This is a genomic window from Caballeronia sordidicola (assembly GCF_000729995.1).
GTDB classification, from domain to species: Bacteria; Pseudomonadota; Gammaproteobacteria; order Burkholderiales; family Burkholderiaceae; genus Caballeronia; species Caballeronia sordidicola_A.
In genome coordinates this window covers 48,098-66,532 of sequence record NZ_JNFG01000202.1, presented here as the reverse complement: position 1 = coordinate 66,532, position 18,435 = coordinate 48,098, and the positions used below count along the sequence as shown (strand labels likewise).

Here is an 18,435-nt window from a genome sequence, read left to right as displayed (position 1 = left end):
TGGGTTAGACTCGATGCCACATTAAGTCAGGTCCGGGTGTGCCGGTATGGCATGCCGAGACCATGGCGGAAATAGAGACACCCCGGAGACACCCCGAAAATACCCGGGCAGCAAATTAGGAAGTCGATGCGTTACTCGCTAGAAATCAGAAAATTCATTTATAGCCAGTACTTCTTCGGTGGCTTGCGGATCGCGCTCGGCGTGTCGCTGCCGGCCATCCTGATGCTGACTGTATTTCACAATCGTGAACTCGGCTTTACCATTGCGACCGGCGCGCTGGGCGCAAGCGTCGTCGACATGCCGGGGCCGTTGAAGTACAAGCACAACGAGATGCTGGCGTGTACGGTGATCGGCTTCTTGTCGGCGCTTGCAACCGGCATCGCGAGCGCGAACGCGGTGACGCTGTGGCTGACAGTCGTGCCGCTCACCTTCGTGCTGTCGCTGGTCGTGGTGTACGGCAACCGCTGGCCGCAGATCAGCTTCGCCACGCTCTTCATGATGATCGTGACGCTGGAAGAGCATTTCACGCCTATGCAGGCGCTCGTCAACGCTTCATGGATCCTGCTCGGCGGCCTTTGGTACACGTACTGGGCGACGCTTGTCAGCCGCTCGCTCGTCTATCGTATCGAGCGCCAGGCGCTGGCCGAGAGCGTGTTCAGGTGCGCCGAGTATCTGCTCGCGCGCTCGGCTTTCTATGATCTCGACGCCAATCTCGACGAGTGTTACCGAAAACTGATCGAAAATCAGATTGCCGCGGTCGAGCGCCAGGATGCGGCGCGCGACATCGTCCTGCGCAACCTGCCGAAACTGAGAAGCGGCAAGCTCGATGCGCGCCGCGTCATGCTCTTCAACCTCTTCATCAATGTGGTCGACCTGCACGAGATGTTCGTGGGGGCGCACACCGATTATCCGCTCGTGCGCAACTCCTTCGGCGGCCAGGACATCCTGATCTTCTATCGGGACCTGATGAGAAAGACCGCGCTCGATCTCGAGGATATCGGCCTGGCCGTGCTGCAAAACCGGCCGGCGCGTGCACGAATCAACGTGAAGGCCGAGTTGCGCGCGATCGAATACGAACTCGACCAGATGCGGCGGCACGACATCCCTCAGAAAAATCCGGAAGCCTATTCCGCAGTGTCCGCCGCGTTCAGGAGGCTTTGGAGTGCGACACGGTTGATCGACAAAATGCGTCGCCAGACACGGCACGATCCGAGCATTACCGAAACGGTGATTCGCGTCGATCCGACCTTGTCGCGTTTTGTGTCAAGCCGACGCGTGCCGTTCATGCAGATTTTTTCGAACCTGACGATGGCCTCGCCGAGCTTCCGGCACGCGCTGCGTGTGACCATTGCAGTGGGTGTAGGGTTTTGGCTCGGACGGCTGCTCCCGCTCACCAACGCGTACTGGATCGTGATGACAACCGTCATCATTCTCAAGCCTGGATATTCGCTCACCAAACAGCGTAACGTGCAGCGGATCATCGGCACCGCTATCGGCTGCACGGCGTGCGTCGGGCTGATCCTCGCGGTGAAGGACCCGCACGTATTGCTGGTCGCCATGTTCGCCTGCATGGTCATGAGCTACAGCCTGCTGCTCTTCAACTACACGGCGAGCGTGGTGTTCACGTCGGCTTATGTGTTGCTGATGTTGCACCTGCTTGCGCCGGGCGGCATGCGGCTGATCGGCGAACGCGCCATTGACACCGCCGTCGGATGCGCGATCGCCATTGCCGCCAGCCATCTGTTTCCCTACTGGGAATACCGGCTGATGGGCAAGCAAGTGCACGACATGATCGGTGCAATGAGAAATTATCTCGAGGCTAGCTGGTGGTGGACTGGCAAACCTGCCGCTCATGCTGAAGCGAAGAGCACGGCGGACGCCAATCTTTTCGCCGATGCCAACGCGGGAACAGCGCAAGCAGCAACAGCCGCGCTTGCGCAGGTGGCAGCCGGTGAAACGGAACTCGCGACAGTGGGGAATGCTTCCGCCAACTCGGCAAGTGGAGACGGCGACGGGCCTTTCCGGGCTACCGCTTTGTCGGCGACGGTGGAATCGAACGGAAGCAACGCCGCAGGCCTTACGAGCGACGAGATAGTGGCAAACCTCGACAAACAAGCGGTCACCGCGTCAGCCATGAGTCCATCCGGCGAAGCGCATTCTCGTACACCCATGAAGCAAGCTGACAGTCCGGCCCAGACACACGCGGACGCGACAACCATGGCATCGGATCAACCGGCCATTGCTGAGACGAGCAACAATCGGCCGGCCGCGACATCGAAGAAAAAACCCGTCAGCGGAGAAAGCGCGGCCGCCACCGCCATTTCTGGCGCCTCCGCGGCGGCGGCCATTGCAGCGGAGGCGCTCGATAGCGACTTCCGCTATCGCCTCGCGCGCAAGAACGTGCATATCGCGTTTGCAAATCTTGCCCAAGCGTTTCAGCGCATGATGCTCGAACCGAAAGCGCAACAAAAGTTCGTGCCTGAACTCAACGATCTGCTGATCCGCAGCCACGTGCTCGCTTCGCAGATCACAGCGGCGGGGCCGTTGTTGCAATCGGTGGGGAAGTCCGCTGCGGGTCACGCAGCGCAACCCGTGCAGCGCGCGCTGAGCGTTATCCGCGACAATCTAACGCAGGCTCAGGACGGTGTGACCGCCCCGGAAGATCAAGCCGAGCAGTCGAAGCTGCTCACGCGCGAACTGGATTCAATGGTGGTGGGTGCGGAGCGCGCCGAAAATATCCCCGCCGATGCCGTCCAGGATCTGAAGCTGCTTGCGCACCAGTGCAAGCAGATGCTGACGGCGTCGCTTCTGATTCGCAAGGACGCGAGCCTCATCAACCTGCCGGAGTGACGGACGGGGCATTGACCCGTTACGCGTAAAAGCACGCAGAAGCGGCAGGTCGAAAGAACGTTACTGGGAAGCACCCGTCGCAGCCGCAGCGGGAACGGTCGCGCTCGCTGCTTCCGGCGGATTCTCTCGTTCGTACTCGCGCTTGTCACGGATCGCGTTGAAGAACAATGTGCCGATCACAAGCAGCACCACGACCACGATAAGAATACTGATCGCGAAGGTGGGGTTCTTCCGCGTCGGGGCCTTTTTGCGGCGGTCATCGGTCATGAAATCGAAGCTCTGAGTGGGATTGGACGAAGCGCACGATCTTACCCGACATGGATTTCAGAAGGGTTTCGGCAACCTTCCCTTCCCATCATCAGAACGACTCAGCAGAACGCGTTCCACGTCCGCCGCAAAACCTCAGTTCCCCGTGATCCCAAGCGGCGCGCGCACTGGCAGGGCAGTGGAATATTTGATCTGTTCCATCGCGAAACTCGAACTCACGTCGTACAGCGGGACCGCGCGAATCAGCGTCTTGTATACACGGTCGTAATCGTCGATATCCGACACCACCACGCGCATCAGATAGTCCGTTTCCCCGCTCATTCGATACACCTCGACGACTTCGGGAATGTCGCGCACCGCGCGCGTGAAGTCCTCTGCCCATGTCTGCGTGTGCTGATTGGTCTTCACCGCGACGAAGACCGTTGTCCCGACCCCCAGCTTGCGCGGATCGCACAGTGCGACCTGAGCGCGGATCACGCCGGTTTCCTTGAGCCGTTGCACGCGTTTCCAGCATGGAGTCTGCGAGAGATTGACGCGCGTCGCCAGCTCGGCAATCGGCATTGTCACGTCTTCCTGCAGCAGCTCCAGCAACTTGCGATCGATAAGGTCCATGCCCACAGCCCGCCCCTTATAGGAAATTATTCTACTTTTCCGTGTGTTGGCGAAATTATATGGAAACTTTTTCCACATGCAAACCGGTATAAAAGAAGCTCGACTTTCCGCTCCTTTCTGCCTGATTCCGCCTGTCTGACGAGCCTCGCCATGACCTCTGCCCTCGCTACAAAGTCGCCGCTCGCGCGGTTGTCCGATGCACTCGATCAAGCCTGTTGTCTCGATTCATCGTCGGCGGGATTCGCGCTTCGCGTACGGACGGCTCTCAATGGCTTGTCCCGGGCAGCCGGCCTTTTGACCGATGCCCAGCACGAAAGCGGGCAGGATTGTTACAGGCGGCATCTGCTGGTCGCCGATCCGCTTGGCCGCTATGCCGTCGCCGCGCTCGTCTGGCAAGCCGGCCAGGCGAGCCCGGTACATGGCCATCACACGTGGTGCGCATATACGGTGCTCGAAGGAACGCTGTCCGAAACGCTGTTCGCATGGGATGCCGGCACGAATCGAGCGGTTCAAACGCGCCGCCACGAGCGGACGCGCGGTGCGGTGTCGTTTGTCGGCGCGGGACGTGGGGCAATTCACCAGTTGGGCAACGCATCAGCCACGGGACGCACCGCGGTCTCGCTCCATGTCTATGGCGTGCCCGGTGCGCGCATCTCGACGCACGTCAACGATCTCGTCAAGGTTGCCTCTTAGAACGCTTCGGCGCGGGTCAGCGCAGGTCGGCCGGGTCAAACAGAAACAGCCGCGCGGAACTGCCCTACGCTTTCCCCGGCTCACTCGCCGTTGGAATCTGCGGCGGTATTTGCACGGATTGATCGGTCGGCGGGGGTGCCGCCTGCGACTTGTGCGAGACATCGCGGGCCATGGCTGCCGCACTGCGCTCCACAGGCGACAACGGCGCCGCTTCCATCAACTCATCCGGATCGTTCAAGTCCGTGTCCATGCCCCCGGATTCTCTTGACACCCGCAGTTGCATTTGCGGCACCGGAACGTCCATGCCGATTTCGTCCATCTTGCGCTTGACCCTGACGTTAAATGCCCGTGCGACGCTCCATTGCTTCAGCGGCAGGGTTTTGATCTGCCCTTTCACGACCATCCAGTTTGGATCGAAACGGTCCAGCCCCCACACTTCGATGGGCCCAAGCATCTCGCGACGATATCGAAAATCGGCCATCAATTCCGCACCGACTTCACGAATCATCTGCGTGATCTGGTCGACATCGGCGGAAAACGGCACCCGCACTTCGAACACCGCATACGCAAAATCGCGCGACAGGTTCTTCACCACCTTGATCTGCGAAAACGGAATGGCGTGAATCGCGCCCTGCCCGTCACGCAGCCGCACCGTACGGATGGTCAGCGTTTCCACCACGCCAGCATGGCCGCCATCGACCTCGATCGAATCACCGACCGAGATGGTGTCCTCGATGATGATGAAAAGTCCCGTGATCAAATCGGCCACCAGCGACTGCGCACCAAAACCCACCGCCAGCCCGATCACGCCGGCGCCGGCAAGCAAGGGCGTCACGTTCAGCCCGAGATTGGCCGCGGTAATGATCCCGGCGACGCACAGCAGTCCCACGAACACCACGTTGCGAATGAGCGGCAGCATGGTGCGCGCGCGCATGCTCGGACCACGCCCTTTGCCGCGCGGCGTGTTCGGGTTGAGTGCCTCCTGAATTCCCGTATCGATCAGGATCCACACCAGCCACGCGATAAGAATAGTCAGCAGGATCGCGCTCACCGCATGCGTGATACCACGCGCGGCCACACTTTCTTCCGCCAGTTTGGTGAGCGAAAAACCCCAGAAACGCGAGGCAAGTTCGAGGAAGGCCAGCCAGATCATCAGCACGACCATGCGGCCGAAGAACCTGAAAAGCCGTCGCACATACGCCGATTGCCGGCGCGTCTTGCGTTGCGGCAATCGCGTGACCCGCAACGCAACAGCGCTGAGAAACAGTCCGACCACCAGCAAGCCGGCGGTGGCGATTGCCATTTGCAGGACGTTCTCGGAGGTGCCGATACCCGCAAGCGTCGCGATCACCGAAGCAGATGCAAGCAGCAGCATTGGCACCTGCCAGAGCGAGCCGACTACCTCGAAGGTTTCGGTCGCGGCCTTGTGCTGGCTGCGCTGCTCATACGAACGGCTGCGGATCAGATGAGACACGGGCCGCTGGAACGCCAGCGTGAAATAACCCGTCAGAATCGCCGCACCCATGTTCGCGACCGTCGAGAGAAGCCCGGACAGGTTCGTGCCGAGCTGCTGCGCCACGTCGTAGTTCGACGCGGCGTCGCCCAGTGCGCCGAGCGTGCCGATCAGGAACAACAAGCGACGGGCATGCAGAATCAGCAGATGCACCGCCACCCGTCTATGCGCCGAGCCGAACAGCGAGAACATGATCAGGCAAATCGATGAAAACACGGCGCCCGCGACGATCGCGTACGCCGTCACCATCGCGAGCGTTCGGCCGAGCGACACCGGCATCAACCGCGCAAAAGTCAGCGCCGCGATAAACGCGAACAGGTATGGCCCGACCCGCCGCAGCGCGAAGATCAAAAGTTGGCTGGTGGTCGGGTTGGCGCGCAACCCGAAATGAACGTTGTAACGCGCGTGCAAATACCGCTGGAAATAGACCAGCAGAAAAGCGCAAAGGCCCCAGCCAGCCAGCATCAGGCAAAAGTTCAGCACCGTGTGGCCAAAACTCTCGCGGCTCTGGCCCGAAACAATGGTGAAGAGCTCATTGCCCGCGGCGTTCAGTCGACCGCCCCAATAGTTCAACGGGGTGCGGCCTCGGCTGAAGTCGGCTTCTATGCTCGTCAGCCCCGATGCTATTGCCCCGAGCAGCCCCGTTTTGGGCGTGATGGCAGCGACGACCGACGACGCTGCCGTCGTTGAACTCGCCGACGAGGCCGCAGCCACCTCCGGCAGCACGGCCGCGCCCGAACCGTCGGACGCAGCGGATGAGGCCGCCGGTTGCGCAGAGGCTGCGGCGTCTTGCTTGGCGTCGCGAAGCTTTTTCAACTGTGCGACCAGCGCCGTGCGTTCCCGGTCGTTATCCAGCGTGGAGATGACCGTGTCGAGCGAGCGCGTCAGATCCGCGTCGCTGGCCGGACCGGCCGTGGCGTCCGCCGTACCGGGAGCCGTACCGGAAGCCACCGCAGACGCCGAGCCCGGGTCGGATGCCGCCGGTTTGTTGATGAGTTCCTGAAACGACGGCAACGTGAGCGCCGGGGGAGCGGCGTTAGCGTTCAGGGCGAAAACTGTGAGCGCCGAGCTGACCAACGCGGCGACTACCAGCGCGCCAGCGAGCGCCCGGATGCGGCTTGGTTTCATGGCGGTGCGCAAAAGGCAAAAAAGGTAAAAGACCGCCAGTTTAGCCGCTGCGCAGAAATAATCTTTAGACAAAAGGGTTACGCGTGTAACCACGCAGGTAACGAGTTGTTAGCCCGCGAATGCCGTATTTACGGCATTGAACAGCGCGGCAAGCTACGTGCCTCCAGCCGGCCGTCACCTATTTGTCCATATCCGAACGAGCGTTTCCAGGGTCTGCCGACGCACCGGACGAACCGCTCGACGAACTGCCCGAACTTGTTCCCGATGCTCCGCTCGTCCCGCTTTGACCCACGGTCGAGCTTGCCGACCAGTCCTGCAATTTGTGCCCGGCGGCCTGCAGGCCTGCGCCGGTATCGCTTGCGGCGTTGATGATCGCCGCGTTTGTCGCGCTCGCCGCGCCGGCCAAGTTGGCCCGAGCCGCTGCGGCCACGCCGCTCGCCGACATATCCGGCAAGGTGCCCGCCGACTGCAGGTTCTGCTGCGCGGACTGCTTGACCGAGTCGACCTGCTGGTCGACATAGCTCGCCGCCTGATCGTATTTCTGGCCAGCCTGGCTGGCTACATTGTTCAGCGCGCCGGCGACTTGTCCCGCCGCCGCATCATGCTTCTCACACGCGGCGAGAAGTCCAAGCGCAACCACGGCGCTGGCCAGCCGGTTCATCGAGTTCTTTTGCATCGTCATTGTCCTGTTGGGCGAGCAAGTTGCAGCCACCCGGTTGTTACATTTACCGCTTCAACGGCTCACTCGAAGCCCATGATAACCGTCCGCGCCAACCCTCTTCCTCTCTACCCTGCGATGCTGGCCGTTCGGTCGGGTTTCAGGTGTATCCCGGACAAATCGCAATAACACCTTCTGCACCGTCCCCGAACAGTTGAAATTCAAGCCGCTTTAAGACGCTTCTGATTCATTTCATCGACGCCGCTTCTTATAGTGCGGCCATCCCTGAATTCGATATTGAAGTGTTGTCATGATCCTGATGAACCTGCTAGTTGCCCTCGTCGCCGGCCTGATCCTTTTCGAGCCATTCACGCGCACGCCCATGTCGCGATCAGTGCGGTTTTCCGACCATCGCAGCCGGGCCATGCGCGCTTTTGTGCAGTCGGGTGTGGCTCTGGTCGCCGCTATGATTATCGCTACCAGCAATCCTGCGCCGCAGCAGGTTTCTCCCGTGCTCGTGTTCGGAAGCGCGACCGTGTTGGGTCTGGCGGGCATCTATTGGGCGCTGCGCGGACGGCACTTGCTGAAACCCGGCAAGATGTTTGCTGCACACCGCTAGAGGTATTGAAAAGGGCGTAGCCCTCCGCCGGGTTGACCGCCCGGCGCATCCCAGCGCTTTTTCACGATGCCTTTTCGTTTCGGAAGGGCATCGGCTTATTGGCGAGCGCATTAAAATCTTTTAGTTCACCCGAAAATACTAAACATGAAGGGATGAATTGAAAAACCTGGGATAAGGTAGCGTAAGGAGTTCCGCAAGCCTCTGAGTCGTGCCCGCACCACACTCAACGTTCATCATTACTTGCGCCGCGGCAAGGTCGGCATGACGCAACAACGCCTTTGCACGCGTGAAAGCAGATACGCTATCAGCACGCCGGTATCCTGAAGATGTGCGGGAGTCCCTTTGACGAGCAAAAAAAAGGCGCTACGTTGCCGTAGCGCCTTAAAAGTTCTAGCCATTCCGAGGGCCGTGCTAGAACCTGAGAGCTGGTTATCGATCGCAATTCGACGCGCGCAACTAGCGCTTCCGCAATGCTTTCGAAATCGGGTTCCATTTTTTACGTTATGCGAAACCTAGTCAAGCGAAATTTCGAGGATTGAGCGACTATCTGACAACAAGGTACGTGGGTTTGATGACAAAAACGGGTCCGGCAGATGCTTGTTTTCATTGCTGGATAATACGATTCCGGTGAGCGGCGGCGCACGTGCTCAGTCAGCTTCGATGAATGGCGTCTCCGGCCTTTCCAACGAAACCAAGTTCCGAAAAATAATGCAAACCACTGAGAGCCGGCCTACGAGCCGGGAAAAGGAAAAAGGGCGTGACGGAGAAGAAGTCGTCGCGTTGTCGCGAGGCCTCGACGTACTGCGGCGCATTGCCGCCGCTGACGCACCCGTCAGCAATCGCGAGTTAGCCGAATGGACGGGCATTCCAAAACCGACCATCTCGCGTTTAACGGCGACTCTGGTCAGCGCCAACTTGCTGTTTCAATTACCCGACAGTGAGCGGTTCGTCCTGACCGCTTCAGTCCTGGAGTTGAGCAACGGTTTCCTGCGCAACTTCGACATCCGGGCGCGGGCTCGGCCGTTCCTTATCGAACTGGCTGACCGGACTACGCTAAGCGTCCATCTGGCCGTGCGTGACAGGCTGGACATGGTCGTCATCGATACCATCCGGCCGCGCTCGGCCGTGCTTGTATCGCGGCTCGAAGTCGGCTCGCGGATGGACCTGGGACGAACGGCGGTCGGCCGGGCATATCTGGCGGCGCTCGCGGAACCCGACCGGGCCGGCCTGCTCGACAGCCTGCGGACCGCATCGGGCGACGACTGGCCGAGTATCGACAGCAGTCTGCAGCCGGGCCTGGAAGACGCCGTGCGCCGTGGCTTCGCCATTTCCACCGGGGAGTGGCATCAAGGGCTCAACGCCGTGGCAGCGGGGTTCGTGGGACCATCGGGACAACGCTACGCGGTCAATTGCGGCGGCGCCGAATATCAAGCGCCACGGGACGTGCTGCTGAACAAGGTTGCGCCCGCGTTGCTCGAATGTGTCGCGAAGATCACGCACGAGATCGGCGGAACACCGTCCGCGCGGCTGAGCGAATAACGCGCTTCACGCTGGGTTGAAGGCGAAACACCGGTGTGCCGCTGAGTGTCAGCATCGGCACATCGGGACGTTTCGCTGTCCATCGTTGCGGTTCCTCGCGCATACTCCCCCGGTGCATGACGTCTCCTGCCGTGCCTGCGCAGCGGCGCAAGCCCCGTTGAGCGTGCCTTTGCGTGGGCTTGGCGTGACCCGCGCACGCGCAAGACGATCCGATGCCGGTCGGCGTTCACCTCCCTCCGAGGCGTTGTTTCCGAATGGCCTTCTGTGCCGACCGGGAATCGTAACGTTCGTAATCAATCGAAAGAAAGATAGCTGGACTGCAACGAAGCACGGGACGTAGCATCATGCTTCGCGCGCCCAGGTCACCTTTCGAAGCTTTCACTCAATCGAACACTTCGCGAGCACATCGGCCGCCAATGGCGTGTTCGCCACGTGACTGACCACTGCGTCGCGTAAAGTGCGTGGCGTAAATCCACGGCGTTCCCGGCACGCTTCAGAACCGTCCGCGCGAACGCGGGCAAGCCAACCCGCCAGCACTCAAGACACCGGCACCTCAAGACAGTTTCCAAGCCCACCGACTCACCGAGCCACTGAAACGATGGACGAACAAAAAAAACACCCAGCACCACCGCCTTACTCTGACCTCCGTTCGCCCACCTCCCAAGCCTCGACTGCCCCTGTGTCCGCCAACCGGCCCCGCCGGCGCCGGCTTGTATGGATCGTCGTCGCAATTTTGATCGTGGCGGGCCTGTTCGCTTGGCATCCGTGGAACCGTGGTGGGGGTGATAACTCGCAGCAGGCGCGGCAAGGCGGCGGTGGCCGGCGCGGCGGCGGCGGTCCGGGCATGGCGGCGCCACCTCAACCCGTGCATGTCGCGACGGTCAGCCAAGGCGAAATGCCCGTGGTGATCAACTCGCTCGGGACGGTGACGCCGCTGGCGTCGGTGACGGTCAAGACGCAGCTCAACGGCACGCTGCAGGACGTCGCCTTCCAGGAAGGACAGATGGTCAAGAAGGGGGACGTGCTGGCTCAGATCGACCCTCGCCCCTACGAGATCTCGTTGCGTAACGCACAAGGCACGCTCGCGAAAGACCAGGCGCTGCTGCAGACCGCCCGCCTCGACCTGAAGCGCTACCAGATGCTGCTCTCGCAAGACTCGATCGCAAGCCAGCAAGTGGACACGCAGGCGTCGCTTGTCCAGCAGTACGAGGGCACGGTCAAGTCGGATCAGGCCAATGTGGATACCTACAAGCTCGACCTGACATACGCGCGCATCACGGCGCCGGTGTCGGGCCGTGTCGGCTTGCGGCAGGTCGATCCGGGCAACTACGTGACGACCGGCGACACGAATGGCGTGGTGGTCATCACGCAACTGCAGCCCATCAGCGTCATCTTCACGACCTCGGAAGACAACCTCACCGCCATCCTGAAGCCGTTGCATGCGGGGACGAAGATGTCGGTGACCGCTTATGACCGGGCCAACACCAAGTCGCTCGAAAGCGGTTATCTGGAAACAATCGATAACCAGATTGACACCACCACGGGCACGGTCAAGCTGCGCGCGACCTTCGACAACCAGGAAAGCATGCTGTTTCCGAACCAGTTCGTGAACACGAAACTACTGGTCGATGTAATCAAGGACGCGACCATCGTGCCCACGCCCGCGGTGCTCAACGGTTCATCGGGCGCGTTTGTCTATGTGGTGAAGCCGGACAATACGGTGAGCGTACGCAATGTGAAGATCGGTCCGGTCGATGGCGAACGCACCAGCATCAGGACAGGTCTGGAAGTGGGCGAACGCGTGGTGATCGACGGCTCCGACCGCCTGAAGGAAGGCGCGAAGATCACTATCCCGGCAGACAAGCCCAAGGCTGCTTCCGGTGCCTCAGGCGCTGCTGCAGCATCTGCTGCTTCGGGCGCGCATCACGGCCACCATCGCAAACAGTCGCAGTGAAGCGCTCATGATCCTTAACCGCACTGCACCCGCATGAATCCATCACGTCCTTTTATTCTGCGTCCGGTCGGCACGGCGCTGCTGATGGCGGCAATCATGCTGGTCGGCCTCGTCGCGCTGCGCTTTCTGCCGTTGTCCGCGCTGCCCGCCGTCGACTATCCGACCATCCAGGTGCAGACGTTCTATCCGGGCGCCTCGCCGGATGTGATGACCACGTCGGTCACGGCACCCCTTGAAAAGCAGTTCGGGCAGATGGCGAGCCTGAACCAGATGTCGTCGCAGAGTTCGGCGGGCGCGTCGGTCATCACGCTGCAATTCAGTCTCGACCTGCCGCTCGATATCGCCGAGCAGGAAGTCCAGGCGGCCATTAACGCAGCGGGCAACCTGCTGCCATCCGACCTGCCCGCGCCGCCGATCTACGCGAAGGTGAACCCCGCCGACGCGCCCATCATCACGCTCGCAATCAGTTCGAAGACCTTGCCGCTCACGCAGGTCCAGGACCTCGCCGATACCCGTCTCGCGCAGAAGATCTCGCAAGTCGGAGGCGTCGGGCTCGTGTCGGTCAGCGGGGGTAATCGGCCGGCTGTGCGGATCCAGGCGAACACGCGCGCGCTGGCGTCGTATGGCCTGAACATCGACGACTTGCGCACCACCATTTCGAACCTGAACGTCAACACGCCGAAGGGTAATTTCGACGGCCCCACGCGCGCCTACACGATCAACGCAAACGACCAGCTCACCGACGCCAGCGCGTACCAGAGCGCGGTCATTGCGTACAAGAATGGCCGGCCGGTGATGCTGACGGACGTCGCAACCGTCATTCAGGGCGCGGAAAACACCAAGCTCGGCGCGTGGGTGGACAACACGCCGGCCATCATCCTGAACGTGCAGCGCCAGCCGGGCGCGAACGTGATTGCGGTGGTCGACGGCATCAAGAAGATCCTGCCGCAATTGCAATCGGCGCTGCCGGCCGCGCTAGACGTGCGGATCGTCACCGACCGCACCACGACCATCCGTGCGTCTGTGCGCGACGTGCAGTTCGAACTGGCGCTGTCCGTGGTGCTGGTCGTGCTGGTGATCTACCTGTTCCTTGCGAACGTCTGGGCCACACTGATCCCAAGCTTGTCCGTACCGGTCTCGCTGATCGGCACGCTCGCCGTGATGTATCTGTGCGGTTTCTCGCTCGATAACCTCTCGCTGATGGCATTGACCATTGCGACGGGTTTCGTCGTCGATGACGCCATCGTCATGATCGAGAACATCGCGCGCTACGTGGAGGAAGGCGAGTCGGCGCTCGAAGCGGCGCTCAAGGGTTCGAAGCAGATCGGCTTCACCATCATCTCGCTGACTGTCTCGCTGATCGCGGTGCTGATTCCGCTGCTGTTTATGGGCGATGTGGTCGGGCGCCTGTTCCACGAATTTGCGATCACGCTGGCGGTGACCATCGTGATCTCCGCGATCGTCTCGCTCACGCTGGTGCCCATGCTGTGCGCGAAGCTGCTGCGTCATACACCGCCGAAGGAGAGTCATCGCTTCGAAGCGCGCGCGCATCAGTTCATCGATTATGTGATCGGCCGTTATGGCGTTGCGTTGACCTGGGTGCTCGACCGGCAGCGGTCAACCCTGGTGGTCGCCCTGCTCACGCTCGTGCTGACCGCCCTGCTCTATATCTGGATTCCGAAGGGTTTCTTCCCGATCCAGGACACCGGCGTGATCCAGGCGATTACGCAGGCGCCGCAAGCCGCGTCTTATCAGGCGGTAGCGCAACAGCAACAAGCGCTCGCCGAACAGGTCCTGAAGAACCCGGACGTTGAAAGCCTGACCTCGTTCATTGGTGTGGACGGGACCAATATCACGCTGAACAGCGGCCGGATGCTGATCAACCTGAAACCACGCGACGACCGTAGCAATACGTCGAGCGACGTGATCCGCTCGCTGCAGAAAGACGTGGCGAACATTCCCGGCATCCGGCTCTACATGCAGCCGGTGCAGGATTTGACTATTGACTCCACCGTCAGCCCAACCCAGTACCAGTTCATGCTGACGGATCCGAACTCGGCGGAGTTCGCGGAATGGGTGCCTAAACTGACGGCGCGGCTGCAGCAATCGCCGGAACTGGCGGATGTGGCAACCGACCTGCAGCAGAACGGTCAGTCGGTGTACGTGGAAATCGACCGGTCGACGGCCGCGCGCTTCGGCATCACGCCGGCCACCGTCGATAACGCCCTCTACGACGCATTCGGCCAGCGCATCATCTCGACCATCTTCACGCAGTCGAACCAGTATCGCGTGATCCTGGAGTCGCAGCCGACCGAAGAGCATTACAGCGAGACGTTGAACGGCATCTACCTGCCGTCCTCCACGGCAAGTTCGGGCCAGGTGCCGCTGTCGGCCATCGCAACGTTCCATGAACGCGCGGCGCCGCTGCTGGTCACGCACCTCGGACAGTTCCCCGCGACCACCGTCTCATTCAACCTCGCGCCGGGCGCCTCGCTGGGCGCCGCCGTAAAAGCGATCGATCAGGCGCAAAAGGACATCGGCTTGCCTGCCTCGTTCCAGATCCGTTTCCAGGGCGCGGCGTTGGCTTTTCAGGCGTCGCTGTCAAACGAACTGTTCCTGATCCTGGCCGCGGTCGTCACCATGTACATCGTGCTCGGCGTGCTGTATGAGAGCTTTATCCACCCGATCACGATCCTGTCCACGCTGCCATCCGCGGGTGTCGGCGCGCTGCTTTCGCTGATGATCACCGGGCACGATCTCGACATCATCGGGATCATCGGGATCGTGTTGCTGATCGGTATCGTGAAAAAGAACGCCATCATGATGATCGACTTCGCGCTGGAGGCCGAACGAGAGCAAGGCAAGAGTCCGCGCGATGCGATCTACCAAGCGTGTTTGCTGCGATTCCGGCCGATCCTGATGACCACCATGGCCGCGCTCCTCGGCGCACTGCCGCTGATGCTCGGCTGGGGTGCGGGCTCTGAATTGCGGCGGCCGCTGGGGATTGCGATTGTTGGCGGGTTGATCGTGTCGCAAGCGCTCACGCTCTTCACCACGCCGGTGATCTATCTCGGCTTCGATTCGCTCGCGCGCCGCGTGCGTGCGCGTTTCTACCGGAACGCGCCGCCCCGCCCGGCGAGTCCGGTGAGCGATACGGAGTAAGCGCATGAACCTGTCGCAACCGTTCATCGCGCGCCCCGTCGCTACCACGCTGCTGGCTATCGGTATTGCGCTTGCAGGCCTGTTCGCGTTCACCAAGCTGCCAGTTGCGCCGTTGCCGCAAGTCGATTTTCCGACCATTTCGGTCCAGGCGAGCCTGCCCGGCGCGAGTCCGGAAACCGTCGCGACCAGCGTGGCGAGTCCGCTCGAGCGTCATCTCGGCTCGATTGCCGACGTCACCGAAATGACGTCGCAAAGCTCGGTCGGCTCGGCGCGGATCACGTTGCAATTTGGCTTGAACCGCGATATCGATGGCGCCGCCCGCGACGTGCAGGCCGCCATCAACGCGTCACGCGCCGATCTTCCCACGGCGCTCAAAAGCAATCCTACGTACCACAAGGTCAACCCCGCCGATGCGCCGATCCTGATTCTCGCGCTCTCCTCCCCTACGCGTACCGCCGGATCGCTTTACGATTCGGCCGCGACCGTGCTGCAGCAAACGCTCTCCACCGTGCCCGGTGTCGGCGAAGTGGACGTGAGCGGCTCGGCGAATCCAGCCGTGCGGGTGGAACTGGAACCGAACGCGCTGTTCCACTACGGCATTGGGCTGGAAGATGTCCGTGCGGCGCTGGCTTCAGCGAATGCGAACAGCCCGAAGGGCGCCATCGAGTTCAACGGCACCCACTTCCAGCTCTATACGAATGATCAGGCGAGCAAGGCCGATCAGTATCGCGACCTGGTGGTGGCTTACCGGAACGGCGCGGCGGTGCATCTGCGCGACGTAGGTGAAGTAGTCGATTCGGTCGAGGACCTGCGCAACCTGGGTCTCATCAACAACAAGCGCGCCGTGCTCGTGATCCTTTACCGGCAGCCGGGCGCGAACATTATCGACACCATCGACCGCGTGAAAGCAATGGTGCCGCAACTTCAGGCCGCGCTCCCCGCCGATGTCGAGATCACGCCGACCTCCGATCGCTCGACCACGATCCGCGCGTCGCTGCACGATACGGAGTTCACGCTGATTGTGGCGGTGGCACTGGTCGTAATGGTGGTATTCCTGTTCTTGCGCAACTGGCGCGCAACGCTGATTCCCAGCGTGGCCGTGCCGATCTCGATTATCGGCACCTTCGCCGCGATGTATCTGCTCGGCTTCTCGCTCGATAACCTCTCGCTGATGGCCTTGACCATTGCGACGGGGTTCGTGGTCGATGACGCCATTGTCGTGCTTGAAAACATCTCGCGACATATAGAGAACGGCGTCCCACGCATGAAAGCCGCCATTCTAGGTGCGCAGGAAGTGGGTTTCACGGTGCTGTCGATGAGTATCTCGCTGGTCGCGGTGTTTATTCCTATCCTGTTGATGGGCGGCATTGTCGGCAGGTTGTTCCGCGAATTCGCGTTGACGTTGTCGTTGGCGATTGCCGTATCGCTGGTCGTCTCGTTGACCGTCACACCCATGATGTGCGCGCGTTTGCTGCATGAACCGCACGAACAGAAAGCGCCCGGCCGGTTTTCGCGCTGGCTTGAACGCCAGTTCGTACGGATGCAAAACGGGTACGCGCGCACGCTCGGCGTGGCGCTCGCGCATCCGAGGATCGTGTTGCTGGTGTTGCTCGCGACCGTCGGGTTGAATGTCTATCTGTACATCATCGTGCCGAAGGGATTTTTCCCGCAGCAGGATACGGGACGGCTCGTTGGCGGCATTCAGGCTGACCAGAGCACGTCGTTCCAGGCGATGAAAGGCAAGTTTTCCGAGATGATGCGGATCGTGCAAGCCGATCCGGCGGTGGAAAGCGTCGCCGGGTTTACGGGCGGCCGGCAGACCAACTCGGGCTTCATGTTCATTTCGTTGAAAGCCAAAAGGGATCGCAAGGTTACAGCTGAACAGGTGATCCAGCGTCTGCGCACACCGCTTTCCGACGTCGCGGGGGTACGGACCTTCCTGCAGGCCGTGCAGGACATTCGCGCGGGCGGACGGCAATCGAATGCGCAATATCAGTTCACGCTTCTGGCTGACTCCACCACCGATCTCTACACATGGGGCCCGAAGCTCACCGACGCCCTGCTCACCCGCCCCGAACTCACCGATGTCAATTCCGACCAGCAGCAAGGCGGCCTGGAATCGTTCGTGACGATCGACCGGGCGACGTCCGCTCGCCTGGGTATTCAGCCGGCGCAGATCGACAATACGCTCTACGACGCATTCGGCCAGCGCCAGGTATCGACCATCTACAACGAGTTGAGCCAGTACCACGTGGTGATGGAAGTCGCGCCGAAATACTGGCAAGACCCGGAGATGCTCAAGCAGATTTATGTGAGCACGTCGGGGGGGACCGCGAGCGGTGCGGCATCGACGAACGCGACCACGACGACTTCCACATCCACATCCACATCTACGTCCACGTTGACGAGTTCAAGCGCTAGCGCTTCGTCCACCGGCACCACCAGTTCGCTGGCGCTGGCGTCCATCCGCAATGCAGCGACCAACGCCATTGCCGCGAGCGGGAAGTCCAGTTCGTCGGCGGGCGCGGCTGTGTCGACATCGCAGGAGACCATGATCCCGCTCTCCGCCATTGCCAAGTTCGGGCCGGGCAACACGCCGTTGTCGGTGAATCACCAGAGCCAGTTCGTCGCTTCGACGATCTCGTTCAACCTGCCGCCCGGCAAGTCACTCTCCGACGCCACGGCCGCCATCTACGACACCATGGCGACCATCGGCGTGCCCAGCACGATTCACGGCAGTTTTGCGGGCACCGCGCAGCAGTTCCAGGATTCCACCAAGGATCAGCCGATCCTGATTCTGGCCGCGCTGGCGGCGGTGTATATCGTGCTTGGGATTTTGTACGAGAGTTACATCCATCCGATCACGATCCTCTCGACCTTGCCGTCGGCGGGGATTGGCGCGTTGCTCGCGCTGCTGCTTTTCCAGACGGAGTTCAGCATCATCGCGTTGATCGGGGTGATCTTGCTGATCGGGATTGTGAAGAAGAACGCGATCATGATGGTCGACTTCGCGATCCAGGCGCAGCGGCATGGAGCGGCGACATCGCGCGAGGCAATCGAACAGGCGTGCTTGCTGCGCTTCCGGCCGATCATGATGACGACCGCGGCGGCGTTGCTGGGCGCGCTGCCGTTGGCGTTCGGAACGGGCGAGGGATCGGAGATGCGCGCACCGCTGGGCATCGCGATTGTGGGCGGGCTGATCGTGAGTCAGTTGCTGACGCTCTATACAACACCGGTGGTTTATCTTTACATGGACCGGATCCGGATCTGGTCGGAGCAACGGCGCGCGCGCAGGGGTCAGACAGGGCCGGCTCAAGTCACCGAGTGACGTATTTGCTGGCGAGGGAAAGGTGAGCGCAGATCAATTCAAGGCGGCCCGTAGGTGCTCACCCCAATGCATCAATCTCAAAAATCGCTTACCGTTTTAGCTTCTGCCCACA

Annotated in this window: 11 protein-coding genes; 7 read left to right on the top strand and 4 right to left on the bottom strand. The window is 61.2% G+C overall.

Annotation, left to right across the window (positions count from 1 at the left end; translation table 11 throughout):
- Positions 1-126 precede the first annotated feature (126 nt).
- Positions 127-2,850, top strand: coding sequence for an FUSC family protein (locus FH08_RS0140580; protein WP_031363835.1), 2,724 nt, complete (start codon positions 127-129; stop codon positions 2,848-2,850).
- Between the two features lie 60 nt (positions 2,851-2,910).
- Here the strand turns inward: FH08_RS0140580 and FH08_RS0140575 are convergent, their stop codons facing one another.
- Together FH08_RS0140575 and FH08_RS0140570 are read right to left on the bottom strand one after the other, a co-directional pair.
- Positions 2,911-3,117 (bottom strand): hypothetical protein, encoded by a 207-nt coding sequence (locus FH08_RS0140575; protein WP_031363834.1) that lies wholly within the window; start codon positions 3,115-3,117, stop codon positions 2,911-2,913.
- A 135-nt stretch (positions 3,118-3,252) separates the two neighbouring features.
- Positions 3,253-3,735 carry an Lrp/AsnC family transcriptional regulator gene (locus tag FH08_RS0140570; RefSeq protein WP_031363833.1) on the bottom strand — a complete coding sequence of 161 codons (483 nt, stop codon included), beginning with the start codon at positions 3,733-3,735 and terminating at the stop codon, positions 3,253-3,255.
- Positions 3,736-3,879: 144 nt separating this feature from the next.
- Here FH08_RS0140570 and FH08_RS0140565 point away from each other — a divergent pair, with 144 nt between their 5' ends.
- Positions 3,880-4,422 carry a cysteine dioxygenase family protein gene (locus FH08_RS0140565; RefSeq protein ID WP_031363832.1) on the top strand — a complete coding sequence of 181 codons (543 nt, stop codon included), beginning with the start codon at positions 3,880-3,882 and terminating at the stop codon, positions 4,420-4,422.
- A gap of 64 nt (positions 4,423-4,486) precedes the next feature.
- Here the strand turns inward: FH08_RS0140565 and FH08_RS48995 are convergent, their stop codons facing one another.
- Entirely contained in the window at positions 4,487-7,063 is a 2,577-nt protein-coding gene (locus tag FH08_RS48995) for a mechanosensitive ion channel family protein (RefSeq protein ID WP_081889749.1), read from the bottom strand.
- A gap of 178 nt (positions 7,064-7,241) precedes the next feature.
- Positions 7,242-7,739: a hypothetical protein gene (locus FH08_RS0140555; RefSeq protein ID WP_031363830.1), complete on the bottom strand. Its 498-nt coding sequence runs from the start codon at positions 7,737-7,739 to the stop codon at positions 7,242-7,244.
- 292 nt (positions 7,740-8,031) lie between these two features.
- Between FH08_RS0140555 and FH08_RS0140550 the strand changes: the two genes are divergently transcribed.
- The 5 genes from FH08_RS0140550 to FH08_RS0140530 all read left to right on the top strand — a co-directional run bounded on the left by FH08_RS0140550 (position 8,032) and on the right by FH08_RS0140530 (position 18,323).
- On the top strand, positions 8,032-8,340 hold the full coding sequence (locus tag FH08_RS0140550) for a hypothetical protein (RefSeq protein WP_031363829.1): 309 nt from the start codon (positions 8,032-8,034) through the stop codon (positions 8,338-8,340).
- Positions 8,341-9,048: 708 nt separating this feature from the next.
- The gene (locus tag FH08_RS0140545; RefSeq protein ID WP_031363828.1) at positions 9,049-9,879 is read left to right on the top strand and encodes an IclR family transcriptional regulator; all 831 of its coding nucleotides are present in this window, start codon (positions 9,049-9,051) and stop codon (positions 9,877-9,879) included.
- Positions 9,880-10,477: 598 nt separating this feature from the next.
- Complete coding sequence (locus FH08_RS0140540; protein WP_031363827.1) at positions 10,478-11,833, top strand: MdtA/MuxA family multidrug efflux RND transporter periplasmic adaptor subunit; 1,356 nt, start codon at positions 10,478-10,480, stop codon at positions 11,831-11,833.
- 33 nt (positions 11,834-11,866) lie between these two features.
- Positions 11,867-14,995 carry an MdtB/MuxB family multidrug efflux RND transporter permease subunit gene (locus tag FH08_RS0140535; RefSeq protein ID WP_031363826.1) on the top strand — a complete coding sequence of 1,043 codons (3,129 nt, stop codon included), beginning with the start codon at positions 11,867-11,869 and terminating at the stop codon, positions 14,993-14,995.
- Positions 14,996-14,999: 4 nt separating this feature from the next.
- On the top strand, positions 15,000-18,323 hold the full coding sequence (locus tag FH08_RS0140530) for an efflux RND transporter permease subunit (RefSeq protein ID WP_031363825.1): 3,324 nt from the start codon (positions 15,000-15,002) through the stop codon (positions 18,321-18,323).
- Positions 18,324-18,435 lie beyond the last annotated feature (112 nt).